This window comes from Enterobacter sp. SECR19-1250 (assembly GCF_013391025.1).
Classification (GTDB): Bacteria; Pseudomonadota; Gammaproteobacteria; order Enterobacterales; family Enterobacteriaceae; genus Enterobacter; species Enterobacter cloacae.
The window spans coordinates 109,272-133,748 of the sequence record NZ_JACASJ010000001.1 but is presented as its reverse complement, the minus strand read 5'-3'; the positions used below and the strand labels follow the sequence as shown (position 1 = coordinate 133,748).

The 24,477-nt window shown below is 59.4% G+C and carries 26 protein-coding genes and 1 pseudogene; 7 read left to right on the top strand and 20 right to left on the bottom strand.

All coding sequences use genetic code 11. From position 1 onward, the window contains the following. Nucleotides 1-265: 265 nt before the first annotated feature. Both HX884_RS00605 and HX884_RS00600 read right to left on the bottom strand, forming a co-directional pair. Nucleotides 266-1,042: pseudogene (locus HX884_RS00605) on the bottom strand (RNA-guided endonuclease InsQ/TnpB family protein); the annotation flags it as partial. A gap of 14 nt (nucleotides 1,043-1,056) precedes the next feature. Next, nucleotides 1,057-1,754 (bottom strand): IS1 family transposase gene (locus tag HX884_RS00600; protein ID WP_258958469.1). Its coding sequence is split into 2 segments (ribosomal slippage): nucleotides 1,057-1,505 and nucleotides 1,505-1,754, totalling 699 coding nucleotides; the frame shifts between segments, so codons are not numbered across the junction. An 83-nt stretch (nucleotides 1,755-1,837) separates the two neighbouring features. On the opposite strand from HX884_RS00600, the gene arnB reads away from it, so the two are divergent. Genes arnB through arnF form a run of 7 tightly spaced genes read left to right on the top strand, consistent with a single transcriptional unit; the run spans nucleotide 1,838 to nucleotide 9,195 of the window. Further along, on the top strand, nucleotides 1,838-2,944 hold the full coding sequence (arnB, locus tag HX884_RS00595) for a UDP-4-amino-4-deoxy-L-arabinose aminotransferase (protein WP_178327464.1): 1,107 nt from the start codon (nucleotides 1,838-1,840) through the stop codon (nucleotides 2,942-2,944). Between the two features lies 1 nt (nucleotide 2,945). Beyond that, nucleotides 2,946-3,929: an undecaprenyl-phosphate 4-deoxy-4-formamido-L-arabinose transferase gene (gene arnC / locus HX884_RS00590; protein WP_178327465.1), complete on the top strand. Its 984-nt coding sequence runs from the start codon at nucleotides 2,946-2,948 to the stop codon at nucleotides 3,927-3,929. Next, nucleotides 3,926-5,908, top strand: coding sequence for a bifunctional UDP-4-amino-4-deoxy-L-arabinose formyltransferase/UDP-glucuronic acid oxidase ArnA (gene arnA / locus HX884_RS00585; protein WP_013099175.1), 1,983 nt, complete (start codon nucleotides 3,926-3,928; stop codon nucleotides 5,906-5,908). The genes arnC and arnA overlap by 4 nt, the downstream gene beginning before the upstream one ends. Beyond that, nucleotides 5,905-6,807 carry a 4-deoxy-4-formamido-L-arabinose-phosphoundecaprenol deformylase gene (arnD, locus tag HX884_RS00580; RefSeq protein ID WP_057071772.1) on the top strand — a complete coding sequence of 301 codons (903 nt, stop codon included), beginning with the start codon at nucleotides 5,905-5,907 and terminating at the stop codon, nucleotides 6,805-6,807. Before arnA ends, arnD begins: the two co-directional genes overlap by 4 nt. Beyond that, the gene (arnT, locus tag HX884_RS00575; RefSeq protein ID WP_178327463.1) at nucleotides 6,804-8,459 is read left to right on the top strand and encodes a lipid IV(A) 4-amino-4-deoxy-L-arabinosyltransferase; all 1,656 of its coding nucleotides are present in this window, start codon (nucleotides 6,804-6,806) and stop codon (nucleotides 8,457-8,459) included. The genes arnD and arnT overlap by 4 nt, the downstream gene beginning before the upstream one ends. Beyond that, nucleotides 8,456-8,794, top strand: coding sequence for a 4-amino-4-deoxy-L-arabinose-phosphoundecaprenol flippase subunit ArnE (arnE, locus tag HX884_RS00570; RefSeq protein WP_013099172.1), 339 nt, complete (start codon nucleotides 8,456-8,458; stop codon nucleotides 8,792-8,794). The genes arnT and arnE overlap by 4 nt, the downstream gene beginning before the upstream one ends. Next, nucleotides 8,791-9,195 carry a 4-amino-4-deoxy-L-arabinose-phosphoundecaprenol flippase subunit ArnF gene (gene arnF, locus HX884_RS00565; protein ID WP_048972529.1) on the top strand — a complete coding sequence of 135 codons (405 nt, stop codon included), beginning with the start codon at nucleotides 8,791-8,793 and terminating at the stop codon, nucleotides 9,193-9,195. Before arnE ends, arnF begins: the two co-directional genes overlap by 4 nt. Here the strand turns inward: arnF and acpT are convergent. The 18 genes from acpT to HX884_RS00475 form a co-directional block, all read right to left on the bottom strand. Next, nucleotides 9,128-9,745: a 4'-phosphopantetheinyl transferase AcpT gene (gene acpT / locus HX884_RS00560; protein ID WP_029883618.1), complete on the bottom strand. Its 618-nt coding sequence runs from the start codon at nucleotides 9,743-9,745 to the stop codon at nucleotides 9,128-9,130. The genes arnF and acpT overlap by 68 nt on opposite strands. 2 nt (nucleotides 9,746-9,747) lie before the next feature. Continuing rightward, nucleotides 9,748-10,977: a beta-ketoacyl-ACP synthase gene (locus HX884_RS00555; RefSeq protein ID WP_108453739.1), complete on the bottom strand. Its 1,230-nt coding sequence runs from the start codon at nucleotides 10,975-10,977 to the stop codon at nucleotides 9,748-9,750. Then, entirely contained in the window at nucleotides 10,974-11,705 is a 732-nt protein-coding gene (locus HX884_RS00550) for a 3-ketoacyl-ACP reductase FabG2 (RefSeq protein WP_013099168.1), read from the bottom strand. Before HX884_RS00550 ends, HX884_RS00555 begins: the two co-directional genes overlap by 4 nt. Beyond that, the gene (locus HX884_RS00545) at nucleotides 11,702-12,175 is read right to left on the bottom strand and encodes a 3-hydroxy-fatty acyl-ACP dehydratase (RefSeq protein WP_023620062.1); all 474 of its coding nucleotides are present in this window, start codon (nucleotides 12,173-12,175) and stop codon (nucleotides 11,702-11,704) included. The genes HX884_RS00550 and HX884_RS00545 overlap by 4 nt, the downstream gene beginning before the upstream one ends. Next, the gene (locus HX884_RS00540; RefSeq protein WP_045900976.1) at nucleotides 12,172-13,341 is read right to left on the bottom strand and encodes a beta-ketoacyl-[acyl-carrier-protein] synthase family protein; all 1,170 of its coding nucleotides are present in this window, start codon (nucleotides 13,339-13,341) and stop codon (nucleotides 12,172-12,174) included. Before HX884_RS00540 ends, HX884_RS00545 begins: the two co-directional genes overlap by 4 nt. 1 nt (nucleotide 13,342) lies before the next feature. Continuing rightward, a complete protein-coding gene (locus HX884_RS00535; protein ID WP_028027933.1) occupies nucleotides 13,343-13,921 on the bottom strand; it encodes a DUF3261 domain-containing protein in 579 nt (192 codons plus the stop codon). After that, nucleotides 13,921-16,242: an MMPL family transporter gene (locus tag HX884_RS00530; RefSeq protein ID WP_178327462.1), complete on the bottom strand. Its 2,322-nt coding sequence runs from the start codon at nucleotides 16,240-16,242 to the stop codon at nucleotides 13,921-13,923. The genes HX884_RS00535 and HX884_RS00530 overlap by 1 nt, the downstream gene beginning before the upstream one ends. Next, complete coding sequence (locus HX884_RS00525) at nucleotides 16,211-16,816, bottom strand: outer membrane lipoprotein carrier protein LolA (protein ID WP_178327461.1); 606 nt, start codon at nucleotides 16,814-16,816, stop codon at nucleotides 16,211-16,213. Before HX884_RS00525 ends, HX884_RS00530 begins: the two co-directional genes overlap by 32 nt. Beyond that, nucleotides 16,813-17,235 (bottom strand): thioesterase family protein, encoded by a 423-nt coding sequence (locus tag HX884_RS00520; RefSeq protein ID WP_013099162.1) that lies wholly within the window; start codon nucleotides 17,233-17,235, stop codon nucleotides 16,813-16,815. The genes HX884_RS00525 and HX884_RS00520 overlap by 4 nt, the downstream gene beginning before the upstream one ends. 3 nt (nucleotides 17,236-17,238) lie before the next feature. Further along, nucleotides 17,239-18,930, bottom strand: a complete 1,692-nt coding sequence (locus tag HX884_RS00515; protein WP_045900970.1) for a glycosyltransferase — start codon at nucleotides 18,928-18,930, stop codon at nucleotides 17,239-17,241. After that, nucleotides 18,921-19,274 carry a hydroxymyristoyl-ACP dehydratase gene (locus HX884_RS00510; protein WP_013099160.1) on the bottom strand — a complete coding sequence of 118 codons (354 nt, stop codon included), beginning with the start codon at nucleotides 19,272-19,274 and terminating at the stop codon, nucleotides 18,921-18,923. Before HX884_RS00510 ends, HX884_RS00515 begins: the two co-directional genes overlap by 10 nt. Continuing rightward, nucleotides 19,261-20,610 carry an acyl-CoA synthetase gene (locus HX884_RS00505; RefSeq protein WP_178327460.1) on the bottom strand — a complete coding sequence of 450 codons (1,350 nt, stop codon included), beginning with the start codon at nucleotides 20,608-20,610 and terminating at the stop codon, nucleotides 19,261-19,263. The genes HX884_RS00510 and HX884_RS00505 overlap by 14 nt, the downstream gene beginning before the upstream one ends. Continuing rightward, complete coding sequence (locus HX884_RS00500) at nucleotides 20,603-21,199, bottom strand: hypothetical protein (protein WP_178327459.1); 597 nt, start codon at nucleotides 21,197-21,199, stop codon at nucleotides 20,603-20,605. The genes HX884_RS00505 and HX884_RS00500 overlap by 8 nt, the downstream gene beginning before the upstream one ends. Further along, on the bottom strand, nucleotides 21,171-21,422 hold the full coding sequence (locus HX884_RS00495; RefSeq protein WP_020687737.1) for an acyl carrier protein: 252 nt from the start codon (nucleotides 21,420-21,422) through the stop codon (nucleotides 21,171-21,173). The genes HX884_RS00500 and HX884_RS00495 overlap by 29 nt, the downstream gene beginning before the upstream one ends. Nucleotides 21,423-21,434: 12 nt before the next feature. After that, on the bottom strand, nucleotides 21,435-21,692 hold the full coding sequence (locus tag HX884_RS00490; RefSeq protein WP_010436544.1) for a phosphopantetheine-binding protein: 258 nt from the start codon (nucleotides 21,690-21,692) through the stop codon (nucleotides 21,435-21,437). Then, on the bottom strand, nucleotides 21,673-22,488 hold the full coding sequence (locus tag HX884_RS00485) for a 1-acyl-sn-glycerol-3-phosphate acyltransferase (RefSeq protein WP_178327458.1): 816 nt from the start codon (nucleotides 22,486-22,488) through the stop codon (nucleotides 21,673-21,675). Before HX884_RS00485 ends, HX884_RS00490 begins: the two co-directional genes overlap by 20 nt. After that, complete coding sequence (locus tag HX884_RS00480) at nucleotides 22,485-23,207, bottom strand: beta-ketoacyl synthase chain length factor (RefSeq protein ID WP_038985063.1); 723 nt, start codon at nucleotides 23,205-23,207, stop codon at nucleotides 22,485-22,487. Before HX884_RS00480 ends, HX884_RS00485 begins: the two co-directional genes overlap by 4 nt. Nucleotides 23,208-23,357: 150 nt before the next feature. After that, a complete protein-coding gene (locus HX884_RS00475; protein ID WP_013099154.1) occupies nucleotides 23,358-24,407 on the bottom strand; it encodes an AI-2E family transporter in 1,050 nt (349 codons plus the stop codon). Nucleotides 24,408-24,477 lie beyond the last annotated feature (70 nt).

Here is a 24,477-nt window from a genome sequence, read left to right as displayed (position 1 = left end):
GAACCCAGACCTATGTGCCTCGTGTTTAACTGTCCAACTTTTTGGGGTCAGTACAGACGCGTAATGTTATCTGGGGCTTTCTTCTATCTGCTTGTCGGGTAATGCCTGAAGCAGATAGCCTCAAGCACCCGCAGCGATTGTATCAATGTCTGGCTTTTTTTCTATAGAAATCACCTGGAAGGGTGAATATCCACACCAGAAGAAATGTTGCAGCAAACATGATCCGTGACTGCCCCCCGCCCTGTCGGGCGAGGCTTCCCACTTCTTAAGCCGCAACCGTCTGTGTGACGGATTTACGCTGGCCTCCATGGGCAGAAACGACGAGCCCCGCCGCTTGTAATTCCAGTATGCCCTTGCGTTTGATGTTGAGCGCCGCATTGATATCGCGGTCATGTTCAACTCCACACTCTGGACACTGCCAGATGCGCTTATGTAATGGCATCTCCGACATTTTGTGACCGCAGCAGTGGCAGGTTTTCGAACTGGCGAACCATTGATCCAGTTTCACCAGATGCACACCTTTCTCTGTTGCTTTGTATTCCAGTTTTGTGATGAATCCAGACCATCCAGCATCGCCTATCGCACGAGCCAGATGGTGATTTTTCATCATATTTGCCGTTTTCAATGTCTCGACAATTACCGCTTGGTTTTCGTCAACAATTGCGCGAGATAACTTGTGCTGGAAATCGGCACGGGCACTGGCTACCCGTTCGTGAACGGCTGCAAGTTGTATTCTGGCTTTGCGCCTGTTTGCGCTCCCTTTTTTCTTACGGGACAGTGCTTTCTGCTTCCGGCGCAGGTTGCGACTTGCATTGATTAGGTGGCGGGGACTGGCAATTTTATTGCCGTCCGATTTGATGACAAAATGCGCCAGCCCCATATCCAGCCCTGTCACATTTGATATCAATGCGGGCTTTGCCGGCGCTTCCATCCCGTCGTCACAGAGTAACGACGCGTAGTATTTCCCGGTTGCGCTGCGGCTCAACGTGATACTTTTCAGCATTCCCGTAATTTCACGATGTAAACGCGCTTCAATCGGCAGGTAATGACTCCAACTTATTGATAGTGTTTTATGTTCAGATAATGCCCGATGACTTTGTCATGCAGCTCCACCGATTTTGAGAACGACAGCGACTTCCGTCCCAGCCGTGCCAGATGTTGTCTCAGATTCAGGTTATGCCGCTCAATTCGCTGAGTGTATCGCTTGCTGATAACGTGCAGTTCTCCCTTCAGGCGTGATTCATACAGCGGCCAGCCATCCGTCATCCATACCACGACCTCAAAGGCCGACAGCAGGCTCAGAAGACGCTCCAGTGTGGCCAGAGTGCGTTCACCGAAGACGTGCGCCACAACCGTCCTCCGTATCCTGTCATACGCGTAAAACAGCCAGCGCTGACGTGATTTAGCCCCGACGTAACCCCACTGTTCGTCCATTTCCGCGCAGACAATGACGTCACTGCCCGGTTGTATGCGCGAGGTTACCGACTGCGGCCTGAGTTTTTTAAATGGCGGAAAATCGTGTTGAGGCCAACGCCCATAATGCGGGCAGTTGCCCGGCATCCAACGCCATTCATGGCCATATCAATGATTTTCTGGTGCGTACCGGGCTGAGAGGCGGTGTAAGTGAACTGTAGTTGCCATGTTTTACGGCAGTGAGAGCAGAGATAGCGCTGATGTCCGGCGGTGCTTTTGCCGTTACGCACCACCCCGTCAGTAGCTGAACAGGAGGGACAGCTGATAGAAACAGAAGCCACTGGAGCACCTCAAAAACACCATCATACACTAAATCAGTAAGTTGGCAGCATCACCTGATTTTTTGCCTTTTTCCCGCCCCTCAATGGGTAATGAGGAAATCGCGGCGTTGCAGGAGGTATTAACCTCTGGCTGGATCACGACCGGGCCGAAAAATCAGGCGCTTGAAGAGGCATTTTGTCAGCTGACCGGGAATCACCACGCCATTGCCGTCAGTTCGGCAACGGCCGGGATGCACGTCACCCTGATGGCGCTGGGTATTGGCCCTGGCGATGACGTCATCACCCCCTCCCTGACCTGGGTCTCCACGCTGAATATGATCGTTCTGCTGGGGGCAAACCCGGTGATGATCGATGTGGACAAAGATACCCTGATGGTCACCCCGGACGCGATAGACGCCGCGATTACGCCGCGTACCAAAGCGATTATCCCGGTGCATTACGCCGGTGCGCCGTGTGATATCGATGCTATCCGCGCGGTGGGGGAACGTCACGGTATTCCGGTGATCGAAGATGCGGCACACGCCGCGGGCACGTACTACAAAGACCGCCACGTGGGCTGGCAGGGCACGGCAATTTTCTCCTTCCACGCCATTAAAAACATGACCTGCGCCGAGGGCGGTCTGGTGGTGACGGATGACGAACAGCTGGCACAAAAAATCCGCAGCCTGAAATTCCACGGTCTGGGCGTCGATGCCTATGACCGCCAGACCCACGGCCGCGCGCCGCAGGCCGAAGTGATCGCGCCCGGCTTTAAATACAACCTCGCGGATATCAACGCCGCGCTGGCGCTGGTGCAGTTGGGCAAACTGAAACAGGCCAATAAACGCCGTCAGGACATCGCCGAACGCTACCTGCGCGAGCTGGCCGACACGCCGTTCCAGCCGCTCACTATTCCCTCATGGCCGCATGTGCACGCCTGGCACCTGTTTATTATTCGCGTGGATGAAGCCCGCTGCGGGATCTCCCGCGATAACCTGATGGCGGCCCTGAAGGAGAAGGGCATCGGCACTGGCCTGCATTTCCGCGCGGCACACACCCAAAAATACTACCGCGAGCGTTTTCCTGATGTATCGCTCCCGCATTCTGAATGGAACAGCGCGCGTATTTGTTCTCTCCCACTTTTCCCGGACATGACTCATGACGACACAACCCGCGTCATTACCGCGCTCCATCAGCTTGCAGGACATTGATATGTTCAGTGCGCCGCCTGTACAAAAAGTTTCTGTGGTGATCCCCGTTTATAACGAGCAGGAGAGTCTGCCCGAACTGATCCGCCGCACCACCGCCGCCTGCGAGACGCTGGGCAAAGCCTACGAAATCCTGCTGGTGGATGACGGCAGCAGCGATAACTCCGCCCTGATGTTGACCGAGGCTGCGCAGGCCGAAGGCAGCCATATCGTCGCGGTGCTGCTTAACCGCAACTATGGCCAGCATTCGGCCATTATGGCCGGGTTCAGCCACGTGACGGGGGATTTGGTCATCACGCTGGATGCCGATCTGCAAAACCCGCCGCAGGAGATCCCCCGGCTGGTCGCCAAAGCCGACGAAGGGTACGACGTGGTAGGTACGGTACGGCAGAATCGTCAGGATAGCCTGTTCCGCAAGCTGGCTTCCCGCACCATCAACCGCCTGATCCAGCGCACCACCGGCAAAGCGATGGGCGATTACGGCTGCATGCTGCGCGCCTATCGCCGCCATATTGTCGACGCCATGCTGCACTGCCATGAACGCAGCACCTTCATTCCGATTCTGGCGAATACCTTTGCCCGTAAGGCGACGGAGATCCCGGTGCTGCACGCCGAGCGTGAGCATGGGGAGTCGAAGTACAGCTTTATGCGTCTTATCAACCTGATGTACGACCTCATCACCTGCCTGACCACCACGCCGCTGCGCCTGCTGAGCGTCTTCGGCAGCATTATCGCGCTGGCCGGGTTCACGCTTTCCGTTTTGCTGGTCGTCCTGCGTCTGGTCTTTGGCCCCCAGTGGGCGGCGGAAGGGGTGTTCATGCTCTTTGCCGTGCTGTTCATGTTCATCGGCGCCCAGTTTGTCGGGATGGGCCTGCTCGGTGAGTACATTGGCCGTATCTATAACGATGTTCGCGCACGTCCGCGCTACTTTATTCAACGTGTTGTCCGCCAGGAACACAAAGTCTCTCAAGAGGAAAAACACCCATGAAAGCTGTTGTCTTTGCCTATCACGATATGGGGTGCGCGGGCCTGCTTGCCCTGCTTGAAGCGGGTTATGATATCGCTGCCATCTTCACGCATCCGGACGCCGCAGGCGAGAATAACTTCTTTGGCTCCGTGGCGCGTATCGCCGCCGAGCGCGGCATTCCGGTCTACGCGCCGGACGATATCAACCACCCGCTGTGGGTGGATCGCATTCGCGACACCGCCCCGGATGTCATCTTCTCGTTCTACTACCGCAACCTGATTTGCGACGATATTTTACGTCTGGCGACGAAAGGGGCATTTAACCTTCACGGCTCATTGCTGCCCGCCTACCGTGGCCGCGCGCCGCTGAACTGGGTGCTGGTGAATGGCGAAACTGAAACCGGCGTGACCCTGCACCGCATGGTGCACCGCGCGGATGCGGGTGCCATCATCGCGCAGCAGCGTGTTGCCATTGATGCGGATGAGACGGCGCTGCAGCTTCATCAGAAACTCTGCTCGGTGGCACAAAGCCTGCTGCGCGATGCACTGCCGACCATCCTGAACGGCACCTTCAGCGAGACCGCTCAGGACGAGAGCAAGGCGAGTTGTTTTGGCCGCCGCACGCCGGAAGACGGCCGTCTGGACTGGAACAAGCCCGCCCGCCAGTTGCACAACCTGGTGCGCGCAGTGACCGACCCCTGGCCGGGGGCGTATAGCTTTGCCGGCGTCAGCAAATTCATCGTCTGGAAATCCCGCGTGCGCGACGATGTCCCGGCCGCGAAACCGGGCACCATCGTCTCTGTCTCTCCGCTGATTGTTAGCTGCGGCGAGCAGGCGCTGGAGATCGTGACCGGTCAGACCGACAACGGCGTTTATGTGCAGGGCGCGCAGCTGGCGCAGTCTCTGGGGCTGGTTCCCGGCGCCTTGATCACCAGCGCCCCGGTGGTGGCAATTAAGCGCCGCACCCGCGTGCTGATCCTCGGCGTAAACGGTTTTATTGGTAACCACCTGACCGAGCGTCTGCTGAAAGACGATAACTACGAAATTTATGGCCTCGACATTGGCTCCGATGCCATCAGCCGTTTCCTTGACTGCCCGCGCTTCCATTTCGTGGAAGGGGATATCAGCATCCACTCCGAGTGGATCGAGTACCACATCAAAAAATGCGACGTGGTGCTGCCGCTGGTCGCCATTGCCACGCCGATTGAGTACACCCGCAACCCGCTGCGTGTGTTCGAGCTGGACTTTGAAGAGAACCTGAAGATTATCCGCGACTGCGTGAAATACGATAAGCGCATCATCTTCCCGTCCACCTCCGAAGTGTACGGCATGTGTACTGATAAAAACTTCGATGAAGATACCTCTAACCTGGTGGTTGGGCCGATCAACAAGCAGCGCTGGATTTACTCCGTCTCTAAACAGCTGCTGGACCGCGTAATTTGGGCTTACGGCGAGAAAGAAGGGCTGCGCTTTACCCTATTCCGGCCGTTCAACTGGATGGGGCCACGTCTGGATAACCTGAACGCGGCGCGCATTGGTAGCTCCCGCGCCATTACCCAGCTGATCCTGAACCTGGTGGAAGGCTCGCCCATTAAGCTCATTGAAGGCGGTAAACAAAAACGCTGCTTCACCGACATCAGCGACGGCATCGAAGCCCTGTTCCGCATCATTGAAAACAAGGATGGCCGCTGCAACGGGGAGATCATCAACATCGGCAACCCGGATAACGAAGCGAGCATTCGTGAACTGGCCGAAATGCTGCTGGCAAGCTTTGAGCGCCATCCGCTGCGTAACCAGTTCCCGCCGTTTGCAGGATTCCGCGAAGTGGAAAGCAGCAGCTACTATGGCAAAGGCTACCAGGACGTTGAGCACCGCAAGCCGAGCATTCGCAATGCGAAGCGCTGCCTGAACTGGACGCCAACGGTGAAGATGGAGCAGACCATTGATGAGACGCTCGATTTCTTCCTGCGCACCGTGGAGCTGTCGGAACAGGCCTCATGAAAAAAGTCGGTTTACGCATTGATGTCGATACCTTCAGGGGAACGCGTGACGGCGTTCCCGGACTGCTGAGGCTGCTGAGCAAGCACGATGTGCGTGCCAGCATCTTCTTCAGCGTGGGGCCAGACAACATGGGACGTCATTTATGGCGTCTGGTTAAACCGGCATTTCTGTTCAAAATGCTGCGCTCGCGCGCAGCATCGCTCTACGGCTGGGATATTTTGCTGGCCGGTACCGCATGGCCCGGCAGGCGTATCGGCGCGGGTAACGAAGCCATCATCCGTGAAGCGGCTCAGCACCATGAGGTCGGCCTGCATGCCTGGGATCACCATGCCTGGCAGGCCTGGGCGGGCGTCTGGGACATTCCTCGCCTGGCCCGGGAAATCGAGCGTGGTCTGCGGGAGCTGGAGGCCATTATCGGGCAGTCGGTGCGCTGCTCCGCCGTGGCCGGATGGCGTGCGGATCAACGCGTCGTGAAAGCCAAAGAGCCGTTCGCGTTTCGCTACAACAGCGATTGCCGGGGCAGCGGACCTTTTTTACCGCAGCTCGGTGAAAGCCGCGTTGGCACGGTGCAAATCCCGGTCACCCTGCCCACCTGGGATGAAGTGGTGGGGCGCGAGGTGACCGCCGACGGCTTCAACCGCTACATTCTGGACTGTATACATCGCGACACCGGCACGCCGGTCTACACCATCCACGCCGAGGTGGAAGGGATTGCGTATCAGCATGATTTCGATGCGCTGTTGACGCTGGCGGCGCAGGAGGGGATTCAGTTCTGCCCGTTGATCGACCTGCTGCCAGACGATCTCAGTACGCTGCCTGTCGGCAAAATTGTGCGAAGTGAAATGGCTGGCCGGGAAGGCTGGCTTGGCTATCAACAAACCGTGAGTCCGGTACCATGAAAGTCGCCCGTTATGGCTTAGGGCTTTTCGCCCTGTTTATTGTTTACTATCTCATTCCGGTTGATATCCGTCTGTTATGGCAGCCTGATGAAACGCGCTATGCGGAAATCAGCCGTGAAATGCTCGCCTCCGGCAACTGGATTGTGCCGCATTTTCTGGGGCTGCGTTACTTTGAAAAGCCGATTGCTGGCTACTGGGTCAACAGTCTCGGGCAACTGCTGTTTGGCCATACAAACTTTGCCGTGCGCGCCGGGGCCATCTTTTCCACCGGCCTGACGGCGCTACTGGTTATCTGGATGGCCTGGCAACTCTGGCGCGATAAACGCGTTGCCCTGTTCTCCGGCCTTATCTTCCTGACGCTGTTTCTGGTCTATGGCATTGGCACCTATGCCGTGCTCGACCCCATCATCTCCCTGTGGCTGGCGGCGGCAATGTGCAGTTTCTGGCTGGCCTCGCAGGCGCAGACCCTGGCTGGCAAAGCGGGGGGCTACATCGTGCTGGGGCTGGCCTGCGGCATGGGGGTGATGACCAAAGGCTTTCTCGCCCTGGCGGTGCCGGTCCTTGGCGTCCTGCCGTGGGTGATTGCCCAAAAGCGCTGGAAAGAGGTGCTGAGTTTTGGCGGGCTTGCGATCCTGAGCTGCGTGCTTATTGTCCTGCCCTGGGGGCTGGCGATTGCCCAGCGTGAACCCGATTTCTGGCGCTACTTCTTCTGGGTTGAACACATTCAGCGTTTTGCCCAAAGCGACGCCCAGCACAAAGCCCCGTTCTGGTATTACCTGCCATTCCTGGTCGCGGGCAGTCTGCCGTGGCTGGCGCTGTTGCCCGGTGCGCTGCGTCTGGGCTGGCGTGAAAAACATCCGGCAGGCGGCGGGCTTTATCTGCTCGGTTGGGTGGTGATGCCGCTTTTATTCTTCAGCATTGCCAAAGGCAAGCTGCCTACCTACATCCTGCCGTGTTTTGCCCCGCTGGCGATCCTGATGGCACGTTATGCCTTCCTCGCTGCGGAAAAGGGGGCCAGCGTGTTACGCATCAATGCCGGGATCAACCTGGCGTTCGGTACCCTCGGTGTCATCGCGGCGTTAGTCGTGTCGCCGTGGGGGCTGGCTAAGCACCCGGTCTGGACATCGGTCGAGCTGTATAAAGTCTTCTGCGCGGTGGTGGCCTTCCTCGTCTGGGCAGTGGTGGGCTGGTTTAGCTTCAGACGGAGCCAGCAGCGCTGGTGGCTGGCGGCGCTGTGCCCTGCCGGGCTGGCGTTGCTGATTGGTTTTGCCATTCCCAACCTGGTGGTGGACTCCAAACAGCCACAGTCGCTGGTGGATACCGTGCGCGACCCGCTCCAGCAGAGCCGGTTTGTGCTGGCCGATAATGTCGGCGTGGCGGCAGGGCTGGCGTGGGAGCTTAAACGTAATGACATCATCATGTTTGGTCAGAGCGGTGAGCTGCGTTACGGGCTGGATTATCCGGACGTGAAAGACCGCTTTATCACTAAAGATGACTTTGCGCAGTGGCTGGCGAGGCACCGCCAGCAGGGGAGCGTGTCGCTGGTGATCCTGCTGTCGAAGAACGACGATCTGAACCGGAATAACCTGCCAAAGCCGGACTACCTGTATATCCAGGGGCGGCTGGCTTACCTGCAGTATCTGCCGCAATGATGACCTGGCTGTGGCTGGTGCTGGCAAGCCTGCTGACCTGCGCGGGACAGCTCTGTCAGAAACAAGCGACCCGTCCGGCGAAAACCGGGCGGCGTGGCGCGCATATTGTGCTCTGGCTGGGGCTCGCCTTGCTGGCGCTGGGCTGCGGCATGCTGGTCTGGCTGGTGGTATTGCAGCGTCTTCCCGTCGGGGTCGCCTATCCCATGCTGAGCCTTAATTTTGTCTGGGTAACGCTGGCGGCGAAGGGGCTCTGGCATGAGAAGGTGGCCCGACATCACTGGCTGGGCGTAGGGTTGATTATGATCGGGATTGTTCTGCTGGGAGGAAGCCTGTGAAAGGGGCGTGCTGGGCGTTATGCAGCGTGGCGTTAGTCAGTGCCGCGCAGCTGCTGCTGCGCAGCGCCATGCAGGCGCTTCCGCCCGTCGACGAGGCGCTGGCATTTTTCAGGGCTCTCTGGCATTTTTCGTCCGGTACCGGCGCGCTGCTGCTGGGGCTGATGGGCTATGTGGCCTCTATGGGCTGCTGGTATCTGGCGCTGCATCGCATGGCGCTCAGCAAAGCGTATGCCTTGCTGAGCCTCAGTTATATTCTGGTGTGGGGCGCGGCGATCCTGCTGCCCGGCTGGGGTGAGTCGTTCTCGTGGCAGGGGCTGGCGGGTGTCGGGTTGATTATGCTGGGCGTGCTGGTGATATTCCTGCCCCGGACATCTCGTGGTGAAAAATCGCCCCGGGGGTAAGGGTGAACGGAGTGGGCGTGCAGACGGCTAGACTCAGCGAGCCAAACTGAAGCTGGCTGACCGAGTGGGCCTCAGAGGTACTGTCGATGCTGACAATCTGCCAGGCGCTGCCGCCTCGTTGCTTCACAATCGCCTCTTTACGCGTCCAGATCCCCCAGAAAGCCGGGAGCTTCGCTTCCTGCGCTTCGCGTTCCAGCTCTGCATGCTCCGCCACGCTGAAAACCGCGTTCGCCAGTGCCTGCCAGTTTTCACGCGGGCGTATCACTTCGATATCGCAGCCTACTTCACCTTCATCGCTCACCAGCAGGGCAATGTCGTCCCCGCTATGACTCAGGTTAAACCAGAGTCGATGATCTTTCGCAAAGGCGGGTTTCCCCTGTTCACCGTACACGATATCGGGCAGCGGAGACGGGGATAATGTCCGGGCGAGCAGCGTCCTGCCTGCCAGCCAGGAACGGTTTCGCGCACCCTGAGGTGCCATATCTGCGAGCGTTGACGCCAGCGGGTCCGCGCAAAGGGTGGAGATTTTTCCCAGTATAAACTGGTACATAGTTACGCCCAGCGTTTGATAATGATTGAGGTATTGATGCCGCCAAACGCGAAGTTATTGCTTTGCAGATACTCGCAGTCAATCTGACGGGCTTCCCCCATAATATAATCTAAAGCACCACATTGCTCATCCGGTTGTCTTAAATTGAGCGTCGGGGCAAACCAGCCTTCACGCATCATCTGCACGCTCATCCACGCTTCCAGCGCACCGCAGGCACCTAACGTATGGCCAAAATAGCTCTTCAGCGAGGAGAGGGGGACCCTGTCGCCAAAGATGGCCGCAGTGGCCTGGCTTTCGGCGATATCACCCCGATCGGTGGCGGTGCCGTGGGCGGAAATATACCCGATGTCCGTGGCGCCTAAACCAGCCATTGCCAGCGATTGCTCCATGCAAATCTGCATGGTTTCACGCTGCGGCTGGGTGATATGCGCCGCATCGCAGTTGGTGGCAAAGCCCACGATTTCGCCGTAGATGGTCGCCCCGCGCGCTTTGGCGTGCTCCAGTTCTTCCAGAATCAGCGTGCCTGCACCTTCGCCGATGACCAGACCATCGCGCGCGGTATCGAAGGGCGACGGCGTGGTTTTCGGCGCGTCGTTGCGCTGGCTGGTGGCGAACAGCGTATCAAATACCGCCGCCTCTGAAGGACAAAGCTCCTCGGCGCCCCCGGCGACCATAACGGTCTGATAACCATGGCGAATGGCTTCCCAGGCGTAACCAATCGCCTGGCTGCCGGAAGTACAGGCACTCGACGTGGGAATGACGCGCCCCCGCAGACCAAAGAACAGGCCGGTATTGACCGCGGTGGTGTGCGGCATCATCTGCACATAGGTGGTGCCGGTGATGTTATTGGTGTGTTTTTCCATCAGCATGGAGGCAAAATCGCTTACCGGGCCCGTGCTGCCCGTGGACGACCCATAGGCGATGCCGGTTTGCCCCTGCGTCAGTACCGGGTCATCGATCAGGCCCGCCTGCTCAAGCGCCATTTCGGTGGCGCGGGTAGAGAGCAGCGACACGCGGCCCATGGCGCGAATACGCTTGCGGGTATAGTGTGCCGGAAGGGTGAAATCCTCGATGGGGGCGGCCAGCAGCGTTTGCAGACCGGCATACTCTTGCCACTCTGTCATGGTGCGCACGGCGTTTTCGTAGCCGAGCAGCCGCTGTGAAATGGTCGGCCAGTCCTCGCCAAAGGCGGTCACGCCTCCCATTCCCGTAATCACCACCCGACGCGTCATAACATCCCCCCGTTGATCGAGATCACCTGGCGTGTCACATAGCCTGCCCGGTCTGACATCAGATAACTCGCCAGACCGGCCACCTCGTCCGCCTGACCCATGCGCTGCATCGGGATCATGGACATGGCCTCTTTCAGCGCGGCCTCTTCCATCTCGATCATGCCGGTATCAATCAGCCCGGGCGCGATGCAGTTGACGGTAATTTTGCGTTTTGCCAGTTCAATGGCCAGCGCTTTGGTGGCGCCGATAATACCGGCCTTGGCGGCACTGTAGTTCACCTGTCCGCGGTTGCCCATCACGCCTGACACGGACGACAGGGTGATAATCCGCCCACCCTTGCGGGTTGCGATCATCGGCATGATGCAGGGATGAATAACGTTATAAAAACTGTCGAGGTTGGTGTGGATGACGCTATCCCAGTCCTCGTCGCTGAGCGCCGGAAACGCGCCATCGCGGGTTATCCCGGCATTGCTGACCACGCCATACCATGCGCCAAAGGTGCTGATTTCCTGTTCCAGAACCTCGCGGCACTGCTCGCGGTTGCCCACGTCAAAGGTCAGTAAACGACCCGTTCCGCCAGCCTGAACAATGGCCTCCAGCGTCTCATGCGCGCCATCAGCATCGCGATGGTAATGCACGCCTACGGTGAAACCGTCAGCGGCAAGCTGACAGGCGATGGCGCGGCCAATGCCTTTGCTGGCGCCCGTGACCAGTACGGAACGTGTCATGATGAAGCTCCCTGAGAGAAAAGTGAGGTTAATTCGTCCTCGCTGGGCTGGAACGTATTCACACGGCCCGTGGCAAGGGGGGCGTTATCCGTCTGGATTGTGCATTCAAAGCTGCCAAAGCGTTCGTCCTGCATCAGGCGCTCAATGGTAATGGTTAACGTAGTGCCTGCAGCAAAGCGGCCCGTGCTGCACACCAGCTCGCGCGCGCCCAGCACCATGCCCAGCGGGCTGTGGGGCAGGCCTTTTTGCAGACGGTGCCATTCAGACCAGACGCCCACGGTCTGGGCCATCAGTTCCAGCGCAAACCAGCCCGGCAGATCGCCGTCAACGTTCAGGAACGGCGCAAGCACACCGTGCCCGTCGACCGTGACGCTGCACACCGCGCTGCTGTCGGTGACACGCTCAACGCGCTCCAGTAGCATCATCGGTGCGTCGTGAGGCAGGTAGTCGGCGGGGGATAAATAACTCATGACACTCTCCCCAGCAGAAGGCTGGCGTTGTTACCGCCAAAGGCGAATGAGTTCGATAAAATCACCGGTTTTGTCAGCGGCGCATGCTGATGCAGCAGGCCGCAGGGCGGCAGCGTGTCGTCCGGCGCGTAGCGGGAAAAATCCTGCGGCGGCAGCGGCAGGTCACGGGTCAGGATCAGCCAGCTTAATGCGGCTTCAGTGATCCCGGCCGCGCCAAGCGTATGGCCGGTGAGGTGTTTGGTGGAGCTGCACGGTACCCGGTCGCCAAAGAGGGCGTTAATCACGTGCGCCTCAATCCGATCGTTGAGGGGAGTGGCGGTGCCGTGCAAATTAATATAGCCCACGTCATCTGCCGTCATGCCTGCCTCCTTCAGCGCCTGGGTAATGGCGCGAATGGCGCCTTCTCCCTCGGGATGTGGGGCAGAGATATGGTACGCATCGCTCGATTCACCCGCCCCCAGCAGCGCAACCTGATCCGGTTCGCGCGTCAGCACCATGAGGGCCGCCGCTTCACCGATGGTGATCCCCCGGCGGTCTCGGCCAAACGGTTCGCACTGCGTGGGCGAGAGCGATTCAAGGCTGTTAAAACCATTGACCGGCATACGGCTTAAGCTGTCTGCCCCGCCTACAAGGGCGACGTCCACCAGTCCGGCCTCAATCAGACGCTGTCCGCTGATGATCGCCCGGGCGCTGGAGGAGCAGGCAGTCGAAATGGTATACGCCGGGCCATCCAGCTGCAGCCAGCTGGCGAGGAAGCGGGAGGGATCGCCCAGCTCCTGCTGCGGGTACTGCCATTGTGGGCTGCGTTCGCCGTTCAGGGAGAGGCGCACGTACTCATCGCCTTCATCCAGCCCTGAGGTGCTGGTGCCCAGCACCACCGCCACGCGGTCGCGGCCCACGCGGGCGATGGCTGCCTCAACGGCAGGCTGAATCTGTGCCAGCGCCGCCAGCAACAGCTGATTATTACGGCTGCGGTGTGCTGCCAGGCTATCCGGTATCGGCGGCAGTTCACCCTCAACGCCGCCCAGCATGGCATCAGGTAATCCTTGCAGCCATCCGGCGCGATGACGCATACCCGGCGCAATCCCGGCGTTCAGGTTGGCCGCGATCTCATCGGCCGAGTTGCCCAGCGCGTTGACCATGCCAACAGCAGAAATGTAAATCATCTCAGTCACCCAGATATTGAATGGTGATGTGGTATTTAAAGACGTGCTGCGCAATGCTGATCGGCTCGCGCTTACCGTTGCGTTGCAGGTAGACAATCTCGGTGACCAGCTTGCCGTCAGGGTTACGCAGTTCGCGTCGGGTGCCAGTATCCTTTAGCGTCCATCCCTTCGGCAACTGCGGCTGCCAGGCGCTGAGCGGCCAGTGGCTGAGCATCACATCCGCCAGCACCTGGCTGGCGGGCGGTAGCTGGGGCATAACGACCGACTGCTCGGTATGGATCCCGGTGTTGTCATAGGTCGCGAGAAACAGGCGGATCCCCACCGACGAGAGCCCGGCAAGCGTCACTTTTTGCCCGTCAGCGTTCAGCAGAACCAGCAGCGACTGGGTCTGACCGTTAAACCGGCCGGTCAGCAGCTGCTGAGAACGGATGGCTGGCGTAATGCCCGGCGGTGGCAGCGTCACCTGCGTGCCCGGCTGAAGCCAGGCCAGCGGGCGAGTTTCTTCAGTATCGGTCGAATGGCTGCAGCCTGCCAGCAGCAGCGTCGCAGCCAGCGCGGCGGCGCGGTAAAAAGCGTTCATCATGGTTTTCTCTCGTTCCTGGCCGGCATCGCCAGCGGGGCCAGCAGGAAGGCGGTGAAAATACCGCTTACCAGCACAATTCCAAAGCTGCTGATGGCCTGCGTCGCGCTGAACACCAGCATGCCCAGCGTCAGCAGCGTGGTCATCATCGCCAGGGTGATAGCCAGCATCGACGTCAGCGGCGTGCCGCGTGGGTTGCTGAAAAACAGCGTGTAGTTGATGCCAATGCCGAGCACCAGCACCAGCGCCAGCAGTGAAAACAGATTGACGGAATGCCCGGCGACGGCCAGCGCCGCCAGCCCACAACTGAGCGACAGTACCGACGGCACCAGGCTGATAAGCCCCTGACGCCAGCCAAGTCGGATTATGGCGCCGCAGGCAATCGCCGCCAGCGCTACGCACAGTAGCCCCGTCAGCAGGGTGCGGTAGAGGGCAAACAGGCTGTCAAAACTGGCCTTACGATCGATCCAGACGACCCCTTCATGCTGTGCCGCCCGTTCACTTAGCGCCGTACTGTTTTTGACGCCGTCCACCGGGACGAGCACGCCGCTTTCGCCACCCGGCAGGGTCAGCCAGAGCAGACGCCAGCCTTCGCTGGCCGGGCTGGCAAGCCAGGCGTCCACGCTGACAGGCATTGGCGTCAGATCCGGTGAGACGGTGTTCAGTCCGGCGCTGTGCAGCACGTTCATTACCACAGGCGCAGCGTGGTGCAGTAGCGCCAGATCGCTTTTTTGACGCTTCATGGAGTTCAGCGGCAGGGTTCGCCAGCTTGCCAGTTCACCCGCTTTTTGCGCCTGCGCCAGCGCAGGGGTAAAGGCCTCCAGCCGCTCCAGCGTCTGCTGGGCTGACGTGCCGTAAACCACAAACCATTTCTGATCGACGCGCTGGCCGGTCAGGGCGGTAATGGTCTTCTCCTGCGCCAGAATCGTTTTCGGCAGCGCCTGCAACTGGGCGATATCGTCGTCCACCTTCAGGGTGGCAATACCTGCGGCGGAAAGGAGTGCCAGCGTGACGGGCAGGCCAACCGCGAGTGTTTTATTACGTCGCCAGGCGGTCAGCCAGCGCGACATCGCTCTGCTGGCCGGAACCGGGCGTACCGGCAATCCACGGCACAGCCAGGGGTGCCAGAATATCACCGTCAGACACGAGGCGCTCAGCCCCACGGCGGCAAACAGCGCCATCTGGCGGATCCCGGGGAAGGGGGCCAGCATCATAATCAGGTACGCCACGACGGTCGTCAGAAGCGCCAGCAGCAGGGCATTACGCACTTTGTCCAGACTTTGCCACGGCGAGTTTTCGCCACCGTGCACCAGCCGTTCGGTCAGGTAGTAGAGGGTGTAATCGGCCGAAATACCGATGATGCTCATGCTCATCACCAGCGTCATCAGATGCAGCTCGCCAAAGAACAGCAGGGTGGCGACCGTGCCCGCCAGCGCGCCGATGCCAATGGAGATCGCGCACAGCAGCAGCGGACGCAGGGAGCGGAATGTCGCCACAATCAGCAGGAGTACGCCCAGAAGGGTGGCGACACCCAGCGTGGAGATATCCCGTTTGGCCTGCTGGCTGGCGTAATCGCTGTAAAACACCGTGCCGCGAGACAGCAGTTGCGCCTGTGGGTAATGCGTTTTCAGCGTCGCCTGCAGCGCGTTCAGGGTGGTCACCAGCAGGTGGGTTTGCTGCATATCAAAAGAGGAACCGGCCAGCTCGCCGTGCAGCAGATACCAGTAGTTTCCGGCGTCATCCTGCGTCACCAGCCAGCCGTCCATCAGCCGCAGCTTCTGGCCGTTTTGCGCCAGCGCGAGCTGCGCGCCGCGCATCAGCATCAGCGGATCGTTTTGCAGCTCCTTGCCGCTCACGCCGGAAAAGGCCGAGTAAAGCTGAGATAAAACCCACTGCGCCTGCGCTTCACCGCCGTTTTGCAGGCGGGCGCGGGTGGCAGGGTCAATCATCCCGTTGCGGTGCTGCCAGAAAAACTCGCCCCAGGCTTGTTGCCCGGTGGCGTCCATGGGCCCTTTGACCTCGCTCAGTGCTCCGCTGCGTTGCAGCAGCGTCAGCCACTGCTGCGCCACGCGCGGATCGGGTTTTTTGCCGGGGCTGACCAGCCAGACCAGCTGACGGTCGAGCCGCTGCATAAAGCCGTCGTTGAGCGCCGGAGGGATCGCCCCCAGCGTCTGTGTCGGCAACATGGCCAGCACGCTGCTGTTCAGGCGCGCGCCGGGCAGCAGCGACACCAGCAGGCCCAGCATAATCAGGCATCCCGCGGCCCAAAGCAGCGCCGGGCGCAGCGATTTATGGTGCGGCAAAGCGTTGGCGTTCGTCATCGGTCAGGCTGGCGGGTGTCAGTCGGTGACTGGAGAGGATGATATCCGTACGGTCGCCCTGTTTGTCGTTAAGACGAATAGACTCCAGAAAGGTCGCACCGCCCAAATCGAGGGTGGTGAAAATGGTGTTCAGCGGCGTCGTGGTGGGCGTGAGCACCAGCGACCAGCGGCCTTCCCCCAGGTCTTGAAAATCGATGCGGAAATTCTCTTCCAGCACCTTGCGGTCGGCCTGGAACAACGCCCGCAGCAGGTGGTTGAACTGGAACATCTGCGGATTATTGTCGGCGGTAATGGTCTGCGGCGGCTGGCCGTTGATGGTCTGCACCATCCGTTTGTCATCCAGCAGCAGCGTCATGGGGAACGGGGCTTTTTGATCCCACAGCAGGCCGCTGTCACGGGCGATCACCATCTCGCCCTGCGAACGCAACGGCTGCGGCATGTCTTTGATCGTACGAACCTGCTCGAAGTGAGCGCGCACCACGGGCTGTTGCGTAAACCGCTGCTGCAGTTCATCCAGCGTCACGGCGCTGACCAGCGGGCTAAACATCAGTGCCAGCAAAGGCAACCATTTCATGGCGTGACTCCCATACGTTCAAACAAGATCTCCGGACTGACAAAGCACATTTCGCGGGTGGCTGCGTCGACCGCCACCTGGATGGTGTAACCGGTGGTGGTGCGTTTACCGGTCTGCGCGTCGAAGATTTGATAGGCAATGCGCAGACGGTTTTCATACTCTTCAATCTGCGCCCGGACCCGGATGCGTTGTTCAAAGGTCACCGCATCGCGGTATTTCACCCGCGTATCGACCACCGGCCAGACATAGCCGGAGGCTTTCATCTGGCGATAGCCGTAGTCGAACTGATTGAGCAGCGCTTCGCGGGCTATTTCAAAGTAGCGGAAATAGTTGCCGTGCCAGACCACGCCCATCATGTCGACGTCGTGGAACGGGACGGTGATTTCAACTTCCGTCGTAAAGCGGGGATCGGTCAGCACCCTTTACTCCTTCTCGCTGATTTCGGGCAACTGCCAGAAATCGAAAAAATTAAACCAGTCGAGCGGTGACAGTAAGGCGTAATGTTCCAGCCGCTGCGCGTAGCGATCGACGGTATGTTGCAGCGCCTGCTGACGTTCACCGCGCGGCAACAGCAGCGGGTCGGCGAACGGTTCGCAGTGCAGGGTCAGCGTCCCCTGCTGGCTGAGGGCAAAAATCAGCACCACCGGACAGCGCAGAATGGAGGCCAGGATAAACGGCCCCTGTGGGAACGGCGCGGGCTGGCCCATAAACGCGCTCCAGATCACGCGCCAGCTGCCGCCGCGCTGCGGTGTGACGGCGATACGATCGCCCACGATGGCCACCCATTCGCCGCGATCCAGCTTTTCTTTGATCAGGATAGCGGTCTCCGGGCCGATGTCAGTGACGGGCATCAGGTGAATGCCCGCCTGCGGAGCCATCTCTTCCATAATCTGCTTAAAGCGTTGGGCGTTATCGCTAAAGACCAGGGCGTTGATGGTTTTCCCCCCTTCACGCTGTGCAAGCGCCCGGCAGGCTTCCACGTCGCCAAGATGCGAGGCCAGCAGCAGTTTACCCTGTGGATCGTCCAGCCCCAGCGCCTCGCGGGCACCCGGTGCAAACACCAGATCGCGATGCAGCTTCATCTCGCCGCGCCAGCTGGCCACCTTGTTCAGCATGGCATGACCAAAACGCAGGAAGTGAAAAAAGCTGTTCAGCCGGGGGGGCGGTGGGATCTGTCGCTGTGCCATGACCTCTTTAACCCGCCTCAGCCATTGCCGCGACGCCTGACGCGCCGAACGGGCGGTAAGCCAGTAAACGGCGGTGACCGGCCACAGCAGGAGGGTGAAGGCCTTGCGCCCAAGCAGTTGCCAGACGCGTAACATCAGGCGCATTCCCCATAGTCCTTTGACCTCCTGCTGTTGCGCCCAGTGCTGCGGCCGACGGCGCATCAGCAGGGAAGGGATGCGCGGCAGCATCCCCAGGAACAGACGGGTATGCATCAGCGAGATGCGCACGTTGTCTTTTAGCGCATCGAAGTGGGATACACCGTCTGCCGGGTAGGTGACGCGGGTGGGCAGAAAATAGCTGGGCGTGCCCTGCCAGTAGAGGCGGACCATCACTTCAGTATCAAAGTCCATGCGCTTGCCGAGCGGGGTACGTGCGGCAAGCTGCATCACCGGCGTGATCGGATAGACCCGAAAGCCGCACATGCTGTCTTTAAGCTGCAGGGACAACGTTTCAATCCAGACCCAGACGTGCGTTATCCAGCGTCCGTAAAGGCGCGAACGGGGTATGGAGTCATCGTAAACGGGTTGACCGGAAATCAGCGCCTCGGGGTGACGTTGCGCCAGCGCCAGAAAACGGGGGAGATCTTCAATGGCGTGCTGGCCGTCGGCATCCACCTGGATTGCATGAGTGAAGCCACGCTCTGCGCAGGCTTTCAGCCCCGCCATTACCGCCGCGCCTTTGCCGCTGTTTTTCGCCAGACGCAGCAGCGTAACCTGCGGATGCTGCTCCGCTAAGTGCGCCAGGGTATGGCGCGTGCTCTCTTCGCTACCATCGTCAACCACCAGGCACGGGAGGTCAAACGGTGCCAGACGTGCGAGCACCGCGGCCATCATCGCACCGTGGTTGTAGCAGGGGATCAACACGCAGGGGCGGAACGTTACTGACATAGGCGAATCTTCCCGCTGCTGGCGGTATGGCGTTCACTGCCCGCATGGCGCTGGTAGCTGAAACTGAGCATCTGACGGGCAGGGTGCCAGTCAAGGATCAGCGTCACTGTGTTGTCCGGCAACAGCGGGGCCGCAAACTTCACATTCTGAATGCTGTGAAAACGGTAGCCCGGTGCCATCAGGGTGGTAGCGTAATGCATCACCCAGTCGAGTTGTGCAACGCCAGGGAGCAGGGGCTGGACAGCAAAATGTCCCTTAAACCAGAGCAGGTCTGGATCAAGATAAAGCGTTATCTCCAGATGCTCCGGATGAGTCTGGTGGCGTTCGATTTCATGAATCTTCATGAAATAACTCCTGTAGCTGTGCAGTCACACGCTTGTTCATGCTGTTGACCGGGATTTCATCGACAATGCGCCAGTAGCGGGGCACGGCAACCGGTTCAAGGCAGGGGCGAAGGGCGCGACGCCACGCGGATTCCTGGGCATTTTTACCCCCGTTGTCTCTGTGCAAGCGCGCCGCGTCACTGAGTACCAGCAGCACGCCAATGGCCTGACGACCACGGCGAGTGACCGCCAGCGCGGCGGCGTCGCAGATGCCGTCCAGCGCCAGTAACCGCTGCTCAATCTCATCGAGCGAAATGCGTTTATCTTCAATTTTGACCACCCGGCCACGGCGTCCGACGATGTTGAACTGCCCGTCAGCCGCGAAATGCAGGATATCATCCAGCACGACTCCTTCAGCCTCGCGGATCAGTGGCGACGTTACCCGATCGCCGTGGAACGTCACGCCGGGAAATGGCTGCCAGAGCGTTGTCTCATCCAGACGGTGACGCCAGGCCATAACGCCCGTTTCGGTGCTGCCGTAAATTTCATCAGGCCAGACGTTCAGCCAGTCATGACAAGGGATGATGTCGCGCCAGGGCAGTTCGCCCCCGGCTGAGATCAGCAGGGCAACCGGAGGCGGCACAAGCGAGGTGTCGAGCCGCTTGAGGAATGCCGGGCTGCTGATAAAGAGATACCGTTTGTCCTGCGGCAGCGCTGACAGCTGTTCTGCGTACTGCAGCAGGGAGGCATGCAGCGGCAGGCCAAGCGCCATGGGTAATACAACACGGAACGTCAGGCCATACAGATGATGCAACACCACGGAGGCCACGACGTGACAGCCTGTCAGCCGTTCGCCAAACCGATCGGCGAGCAGACGGGCTTCCCGATCCAGGCCGATCACCGGCTTAATCACCCGCTGCGGCGTGCCGGTGGAGCCAGAGGTAAAGAGCTCGATAACGCGCGTCTCGTCAATGGCAGGCAAGGGGGAAAAGGGGGTGTTTGTCGGCGCAGTGGCGGTGACCAACCGCAGTCGCCCTGAATACTCGAGCGTGGTGTCGCTCAGGACGCCGCTGAACATGGCCCGCTGTTCGTTAAGCTGCGCCCCCCGGCTGTGCCCGGGGAGCACGGGGGTTTTACCCGCATGAAGCGCCGCCAGCAGGGCGACGATAAAAAGATAGCCGTTTTCAAAACAGAGCGCCCAGCGCTCGCCCTCTTCCTGACGCAGCGCGTCGACCAGCTGCGTAACATCGTGGCGCAGATCGCCCAGCGTCCAGATACGATCGTCAAGCCAGGCGACAGGCGTCTCATCAGGACGCGGGGCATTTAGCCACTGGCTCAGAGGAAGCGGTTTATCCATCGTTTTTTATTACCCGTTGTCGCACCAGCCATTCACCCGCCATTAACGTTCCCATCAGGATGTAGGAAAGCATCCCGTTCCATAGCGTCCACAGGCGCAGGTCGGCGTACAGCACGGTAAACAGCGCGACTGCGCCGTTGCCGATAAAAAAGCCGCACCAGACTTTCGTCACTTTACGCGTGTAACGAACCCCGGCAGGAGACAGCTGGGGCTCCCGTATCCGCGCCAGCCGTTCCACTATCGGCATGGACGTCCACAGCGAGCCCCCAAAGACCACCAGCATCACCAGATTAACGACCACCGGATAAAACAGCACCCACAGGTGAGCGTGAAAAAGGCTCGCCACGCACAGCACTGCCCCGGCCAGCGTCACGCTCAGGAAAATGTAGCGCAAGGGGCCGCGCTGCTGGCGCGTCTGCCAGACACGCAGCAGCAACACCAGCGCCATCAGGGGCAATATCCATTGCAAATGGTGGCTTGCAAGGCCATAGCCAATCAAAAACGGCCAGGCCAGCAGCATCAGGCCCGTCAGTATCGGGATGAGCGGAATGGCAGGCACGTCAGGCGTCGCGCTGGAGTTGTTCCACAACGTCGACGATGTCCTGAACGGTACGCACCGCTTTGAAGGTTTCAGGCTTAATTTTATGCCCCGTCTTCTTCTGCAGGTTAACCACCATATCTACGGCATCAATGCTGTCGAGATCCAGGTCTTCGTAAAGCCGGGCCTGCGGCGTAATGAGCTCAGGGTCGAGTTCAAAAAGTTTAATAAGAAGCGCAGAGACTTCCTGATAAAGGGTTTCTTGTTCTGTCATAGCGGGCCATTCTCAGGCGCGTTGTTGATGAATAAAAGCGGCGAGCGTGGCAACGGAATAGAAGTGCTGACGCATCTCGTCGCTCTCGGCAGAAAGCACTACGCCGTACTGATTTTTCACAGCCAGCCCCAGCTCCAGGGCATCAATAGAGTCCAGACCCAGTCCGTCACCAAACAGCGGAGCGTCGGTGTCGATATCCTCTGGGGTAAGTTCTTCCAGATTCAGCGTAGAGATAATGAGATTCTTAATTTCAAGATAGAGCGCTTGCATCTTTCATTCCTGACAAAGATTGAAGACCGGATGTTAATTGCTGCTGCATATGCCGGTTTAACTGCCTTGCCGCCAGCGCAGGTTCGTGCTGGCTCGCATCGTAAAAATCATGAATGTTGATGCGTTCGCGAACATCCACGGTAAAAATGGGTTTTTTGGGCGGCACATTGTACCAGCGACTCTGTTTATCCAGCATGCGTTCGCTACAGTGGATCACCACCACGCGCAGAGAGCTGTTGCAACGAACGGCAATATTCGCCGCTCCCCGCTGCAGGGTAATGGCTTCGCCCACGCGGGTGCGGGTGCCTTCCGGGAAAATCAGCAGGGTGTCGCCCTGCGCCAGACGCTGCAGGCTGGCACGAAGCAGCGTTTCTGCTTCGCTGTTGATCAGGTAATCGGCTGCACGGATCACGCCGCTGACAAAGGGGTTACGCAGCAGCGCGCTTTTCACCAGACAGTCGGTTTCGTTCATCACCGAGGCGAGGATCACATAGTCCAGCAGCGAAGGATGGTTGGCTATCACCAGGCAGCCGCGCTCGGCGCGCAGAACGTCCAGATTGTTAAAGCTGTAATCCAGCACGCCGGTTCCGCGAACGACCGCCAGGAACAGCCGAAAACTGGCGGAGATGCTGCGTCGCGCCAGTCGGCGGCGTGCCGTGCGATCGCGCTGAAAAATCAGCAGCAGGTTAAACCAGACCAGCGACAGCAGCAGCCCGCCAAGGCCAAACAGGGCGAAGCAAAACCCGGTCATCAGCATGCGCCATAACCGATCGAGGCGGGAGAGGATATGGCTCATTGGCGCGTCCACTGCCACTGCAAACGCTCGCCTGCCAGGGCAAATTGCCGCGCGTCGCTCAGGTAATGTCGCAGGAACTGAAGGCTTTGCGGCAGCGCGGGCTCTTCCCCTGTGCTTTCGCGATGGGTTTCACAGCAGAGTGCGTCCCCGGCTTCAATCACCAGCGCAAGGGCGTAAGGCCAGACGGGCATCTGCGGCGGGAGCCCGGCGTGATAAAACGCGGGCAGGACGCCGTCAAAATCCACCAGCAAAACGCGGGAATAGCCCGCGTGAAGCAGACTCAACACTTCGCACAAACTTTGCTGGAAGGTGTCCATCCCGGCGGAGACCGAGGATGAGACAATCGGCTGACCTGCAGTGATCGTAAGATTGCCGACCGCGGCGTTATGAACAGACATTGCAAAATCGGTGGGGGAGACGGGTTGCTCCGTCGCCAGCGCTTGCAGAATACGGTAGTTGCGTTCCAGCTCGCCATGGCGGCTGCTGTAGACCACGGCATCGATACGATGTTTGCGCAGCATCGCAAGGCCAATATCCACCGCCAGCTTACTGCCCGAATTAAGGCGGCGGGCGGTCATCATCGGCAGATCGGTCAGTTTTGCAAGCGGCGCGGCGGGATCGATGGCGTCAGACTGGCGCGACCATGCCTGCCATGCGCCGGCATCGCTGAGTCCTGGCGCTCTGGCCTGCCAGTCGATAATGGTGAGGGTAAATTTCATCTACGCGCGTCCGCGATAAACCTGTTTCTGTGATTTTTACTTCGCAAGCGCGATGTTACAGCGTACATCGTACAGTGTTGTCGCAGGCTTGCGAATAACGTTTCTCCTAAAAATTTCCCGTAGAGTCGTGTTCCGTCTCACCCCAGACGATTAACCGGGAAGCCGACTCTTGGGTCGGCCCGGCCCCAGCAGTATCGCCAGTTTGCTGCCGCCCTTGGTGGTCTCCATCCAGATTTTACAGACGCTGGTGAGCGGTACCGACAGCAGCATCCCAACCGGGCCCAGCAGCCATCCCCAAATCAGTAAGGATAAGAACACCACCAGCGTCGACATGCCCAGCCGGTGGCCCATCATCCGTGGTTCAAGAATATTCCCCAGCACCATATGCACCACGAGGAACAGCGCCCCCACCAGCATGCACTCATAGAAGCCATTAAACAGAAACGCCTGAATCATGGGCGGCACGGCGGAGAGTACCGCGCCAATGTTGGGCACGTAGTTCAGCAAAAACGCCAGCACTCCCCACATCAGCGCGAACTGCACGCCCATCAGCATCAGCCCCAGCCAGACAATCACGCCGGTCCAGACGCTCAACAGGGTTTTTAAGGCCAGATATTTGGAGACGCCCTTTAACGCGCGGTGTAAACCGGCGATGTGAATTTGCGGATTATTCAGCGCGAAACGCAGCTTATAGGGCACGTGGCGCACTTCGAACAGCATAAACACCACCGTCATGACCAGCAGCAAAATGCTGGCCATAGCGCCGGACAGGCCGGTCATCAGCGTGGTGGCGTAGGTCATGATTTTTTCGGAATCCATCCGGCGCAACATCCGTTCCGGCGAAATATGCAGGTTCAGAAACGGCATCATCTCCTGAAGCGCCACGATCTTGCGCGTCAGCTCTTTGTTGTATTGCGGCAGCATCGTGGAGAATTCGCTCAGCGAGGCGGCCAGCACGCCGAAAAGGGCGGTGAGGGCAATCAGCATCACGATAACCACAATGGTTATGGCCACCGGGCGGCTGATACCCCGGCGCAAAAACCAGGTCACCAGCGGGTTAAGCACAATGGCAAAAAAGAGCGCCAGCAGAAGCTGGACAATAATATCGGCGGCAGCATGGATACCGGCGAGGATCACCACCAGAGAGGCGAGTTTTAACAGGATGTGGAGTCCTGCTTTGTCGGGCGGGTTAGGGGTCATTCGTGTTCCTTAATGTGATTGCCCGTTAAGTGTAGTGCGCGGGTTCCGCTTCGTCTGGCACCGTTAATCT

Coding starts and splice junctions, on each gene's coding strand:
- arnB (WP_178327464.1), top strand. CDS start 1,838: ATGGGTAATGAGGAAATCGCGGCGTTGCAGGAGGTATTAACCTCTGGC.
- arnC (WP_178327465.1), top strand. CDS start 2,946: ATGTTCAGTGCGCCGCCTGTACAAAAAGTTTCTGTGGTGATCCCCGTT.
- arnA (WP_013099175.1), top strand. CDS start 3,926: ATGAAAGCTGTTGTCTTTGCCTATCACGATATGGGGTGCGCGGGCCTG.
- arnD (WP_057071772.1), top strand. CDS start 5,905: ATGAAAAAAGTCGGTTTACGCATTGATGTCGATACCTTCAGGGGAACG.
- arnT (WP_178327463.1), top strand. CDS start 6,804: ATGAAAGTCGCCCGTTATGGCTTAGGGCTTTTCGCCCTGTTTATTGTT.
- arnE (WP_013099172.1), top strand. CDS start 8,456: ATGATGACCTGGCTGTGGCTGGTGCTGGCAAGCCTGCTGACCTGCGCG.
- acpT (WP_029883618.1), bottom strand. CDS start 9,745: ATGTACCAGTTTATACTGGGAAAAATCTCCACCCTTTGCGCGGACCCG.
- HX884_RS00555 (WP_108453739.1), bottom strand. CDS start 10,977: ATGACGCGTCGGGTGGTGATTACGGGAATGGGAGGCGTGACCGCCTTT.
- HX884_RS00550 (WP_013099168.1), bottom strand. CDS start 11,705: ATGACACGTTCCGTACTGGTCACGGGCGCCAGCAAAGGCATTGGCCGC.
- HX884_RS00545 (WP_023620062.1), bottom strand. CDS start 12,175: ATGAGTTATTTATCCCCCGCCGACTACCTGCCTCACGACGCACCGATG.
- HX884_RS00540 (WP_045900976.1), bottom strand. CDS start 13,341: ATGATTTACATTTCTGCTGTTGGCATGGTCAACGCGCTGGGCAACTCG.
- HX884_RS00535 (WP_028027933.1), bottom strand. CDS start 13,921: ATGAACGCTTTTTACCGCGCCGCCGCGCTGGCTGCGACGCTGCTGCTG.
- HX884_RS00530 (WP_178327462.1), bottom strand. CDS start 16,242: ATGACGAACGCCAACGCTTTGCCGCACCATAAATCGCTGCGCCCGGCG.
- HX884_RS00525 (WP_178327461.1), bottom strand. CDS start 16,816: ATGAAATGGTTGCCTTTGCTGGCACTGATGTTTAGCCCGCTGGTCAGC.
- HX884_RS00515 (WP_045900970.1), bottom strand. CDS start 18,930: ATGTCAGTAACGTTCCGCCCCTGCGTGTTGATCCCCTGCTACAACCAC.
- HX884_RS00510 (WP_013099160.1), bottom strand. CDS start 19,274: ATGAAGATTCATGAAATCGAACGCCACCAGACTCATCCGGAGCATCTG.
- HX884_RS00505 (WP_178327460.1), bottom strand. CDS start 20,610: ATGGATAAACCGCTTCCTCTGAGCCAGTGGCTAAATGCCCCGCGTCCT.
- HX884_RS00495 (WP_020687737.1), bottom strand. CDS start 21,422: ATGACAGAACAAGAAACCCTTTATCAGGAAGTCTCTGCGCTTCTTATT.
- HX884_RS00490 (WP_010436544.1), bottom strand. CDS start 21,692: ATGCAAGCGCTCTATCTTGAAATTAAGAATCTCATTATCTCTACGCTG.
- HX884_RS00485 (WP_178327458.1), bottom strand. CDS start 22,488: ATGAGCCATATCCTCTCCCGCCTCGATCGGTTATGGCGCATGCTGATG.
- HX884_RS00480 (WP_038985063.1), bottom strand. CDS start 23,207: ATGAAATTTACCCTCACCATTATCGACTGGCAGGCCAGAGCGCCAGGA.
- HX884_RS00475 (WP_013099154.1), bottom strand. CDS start 24,407: ATGACCCCTAACCCGCCCGACAAAGCAGGACTCCACATCCTGTTAAAA.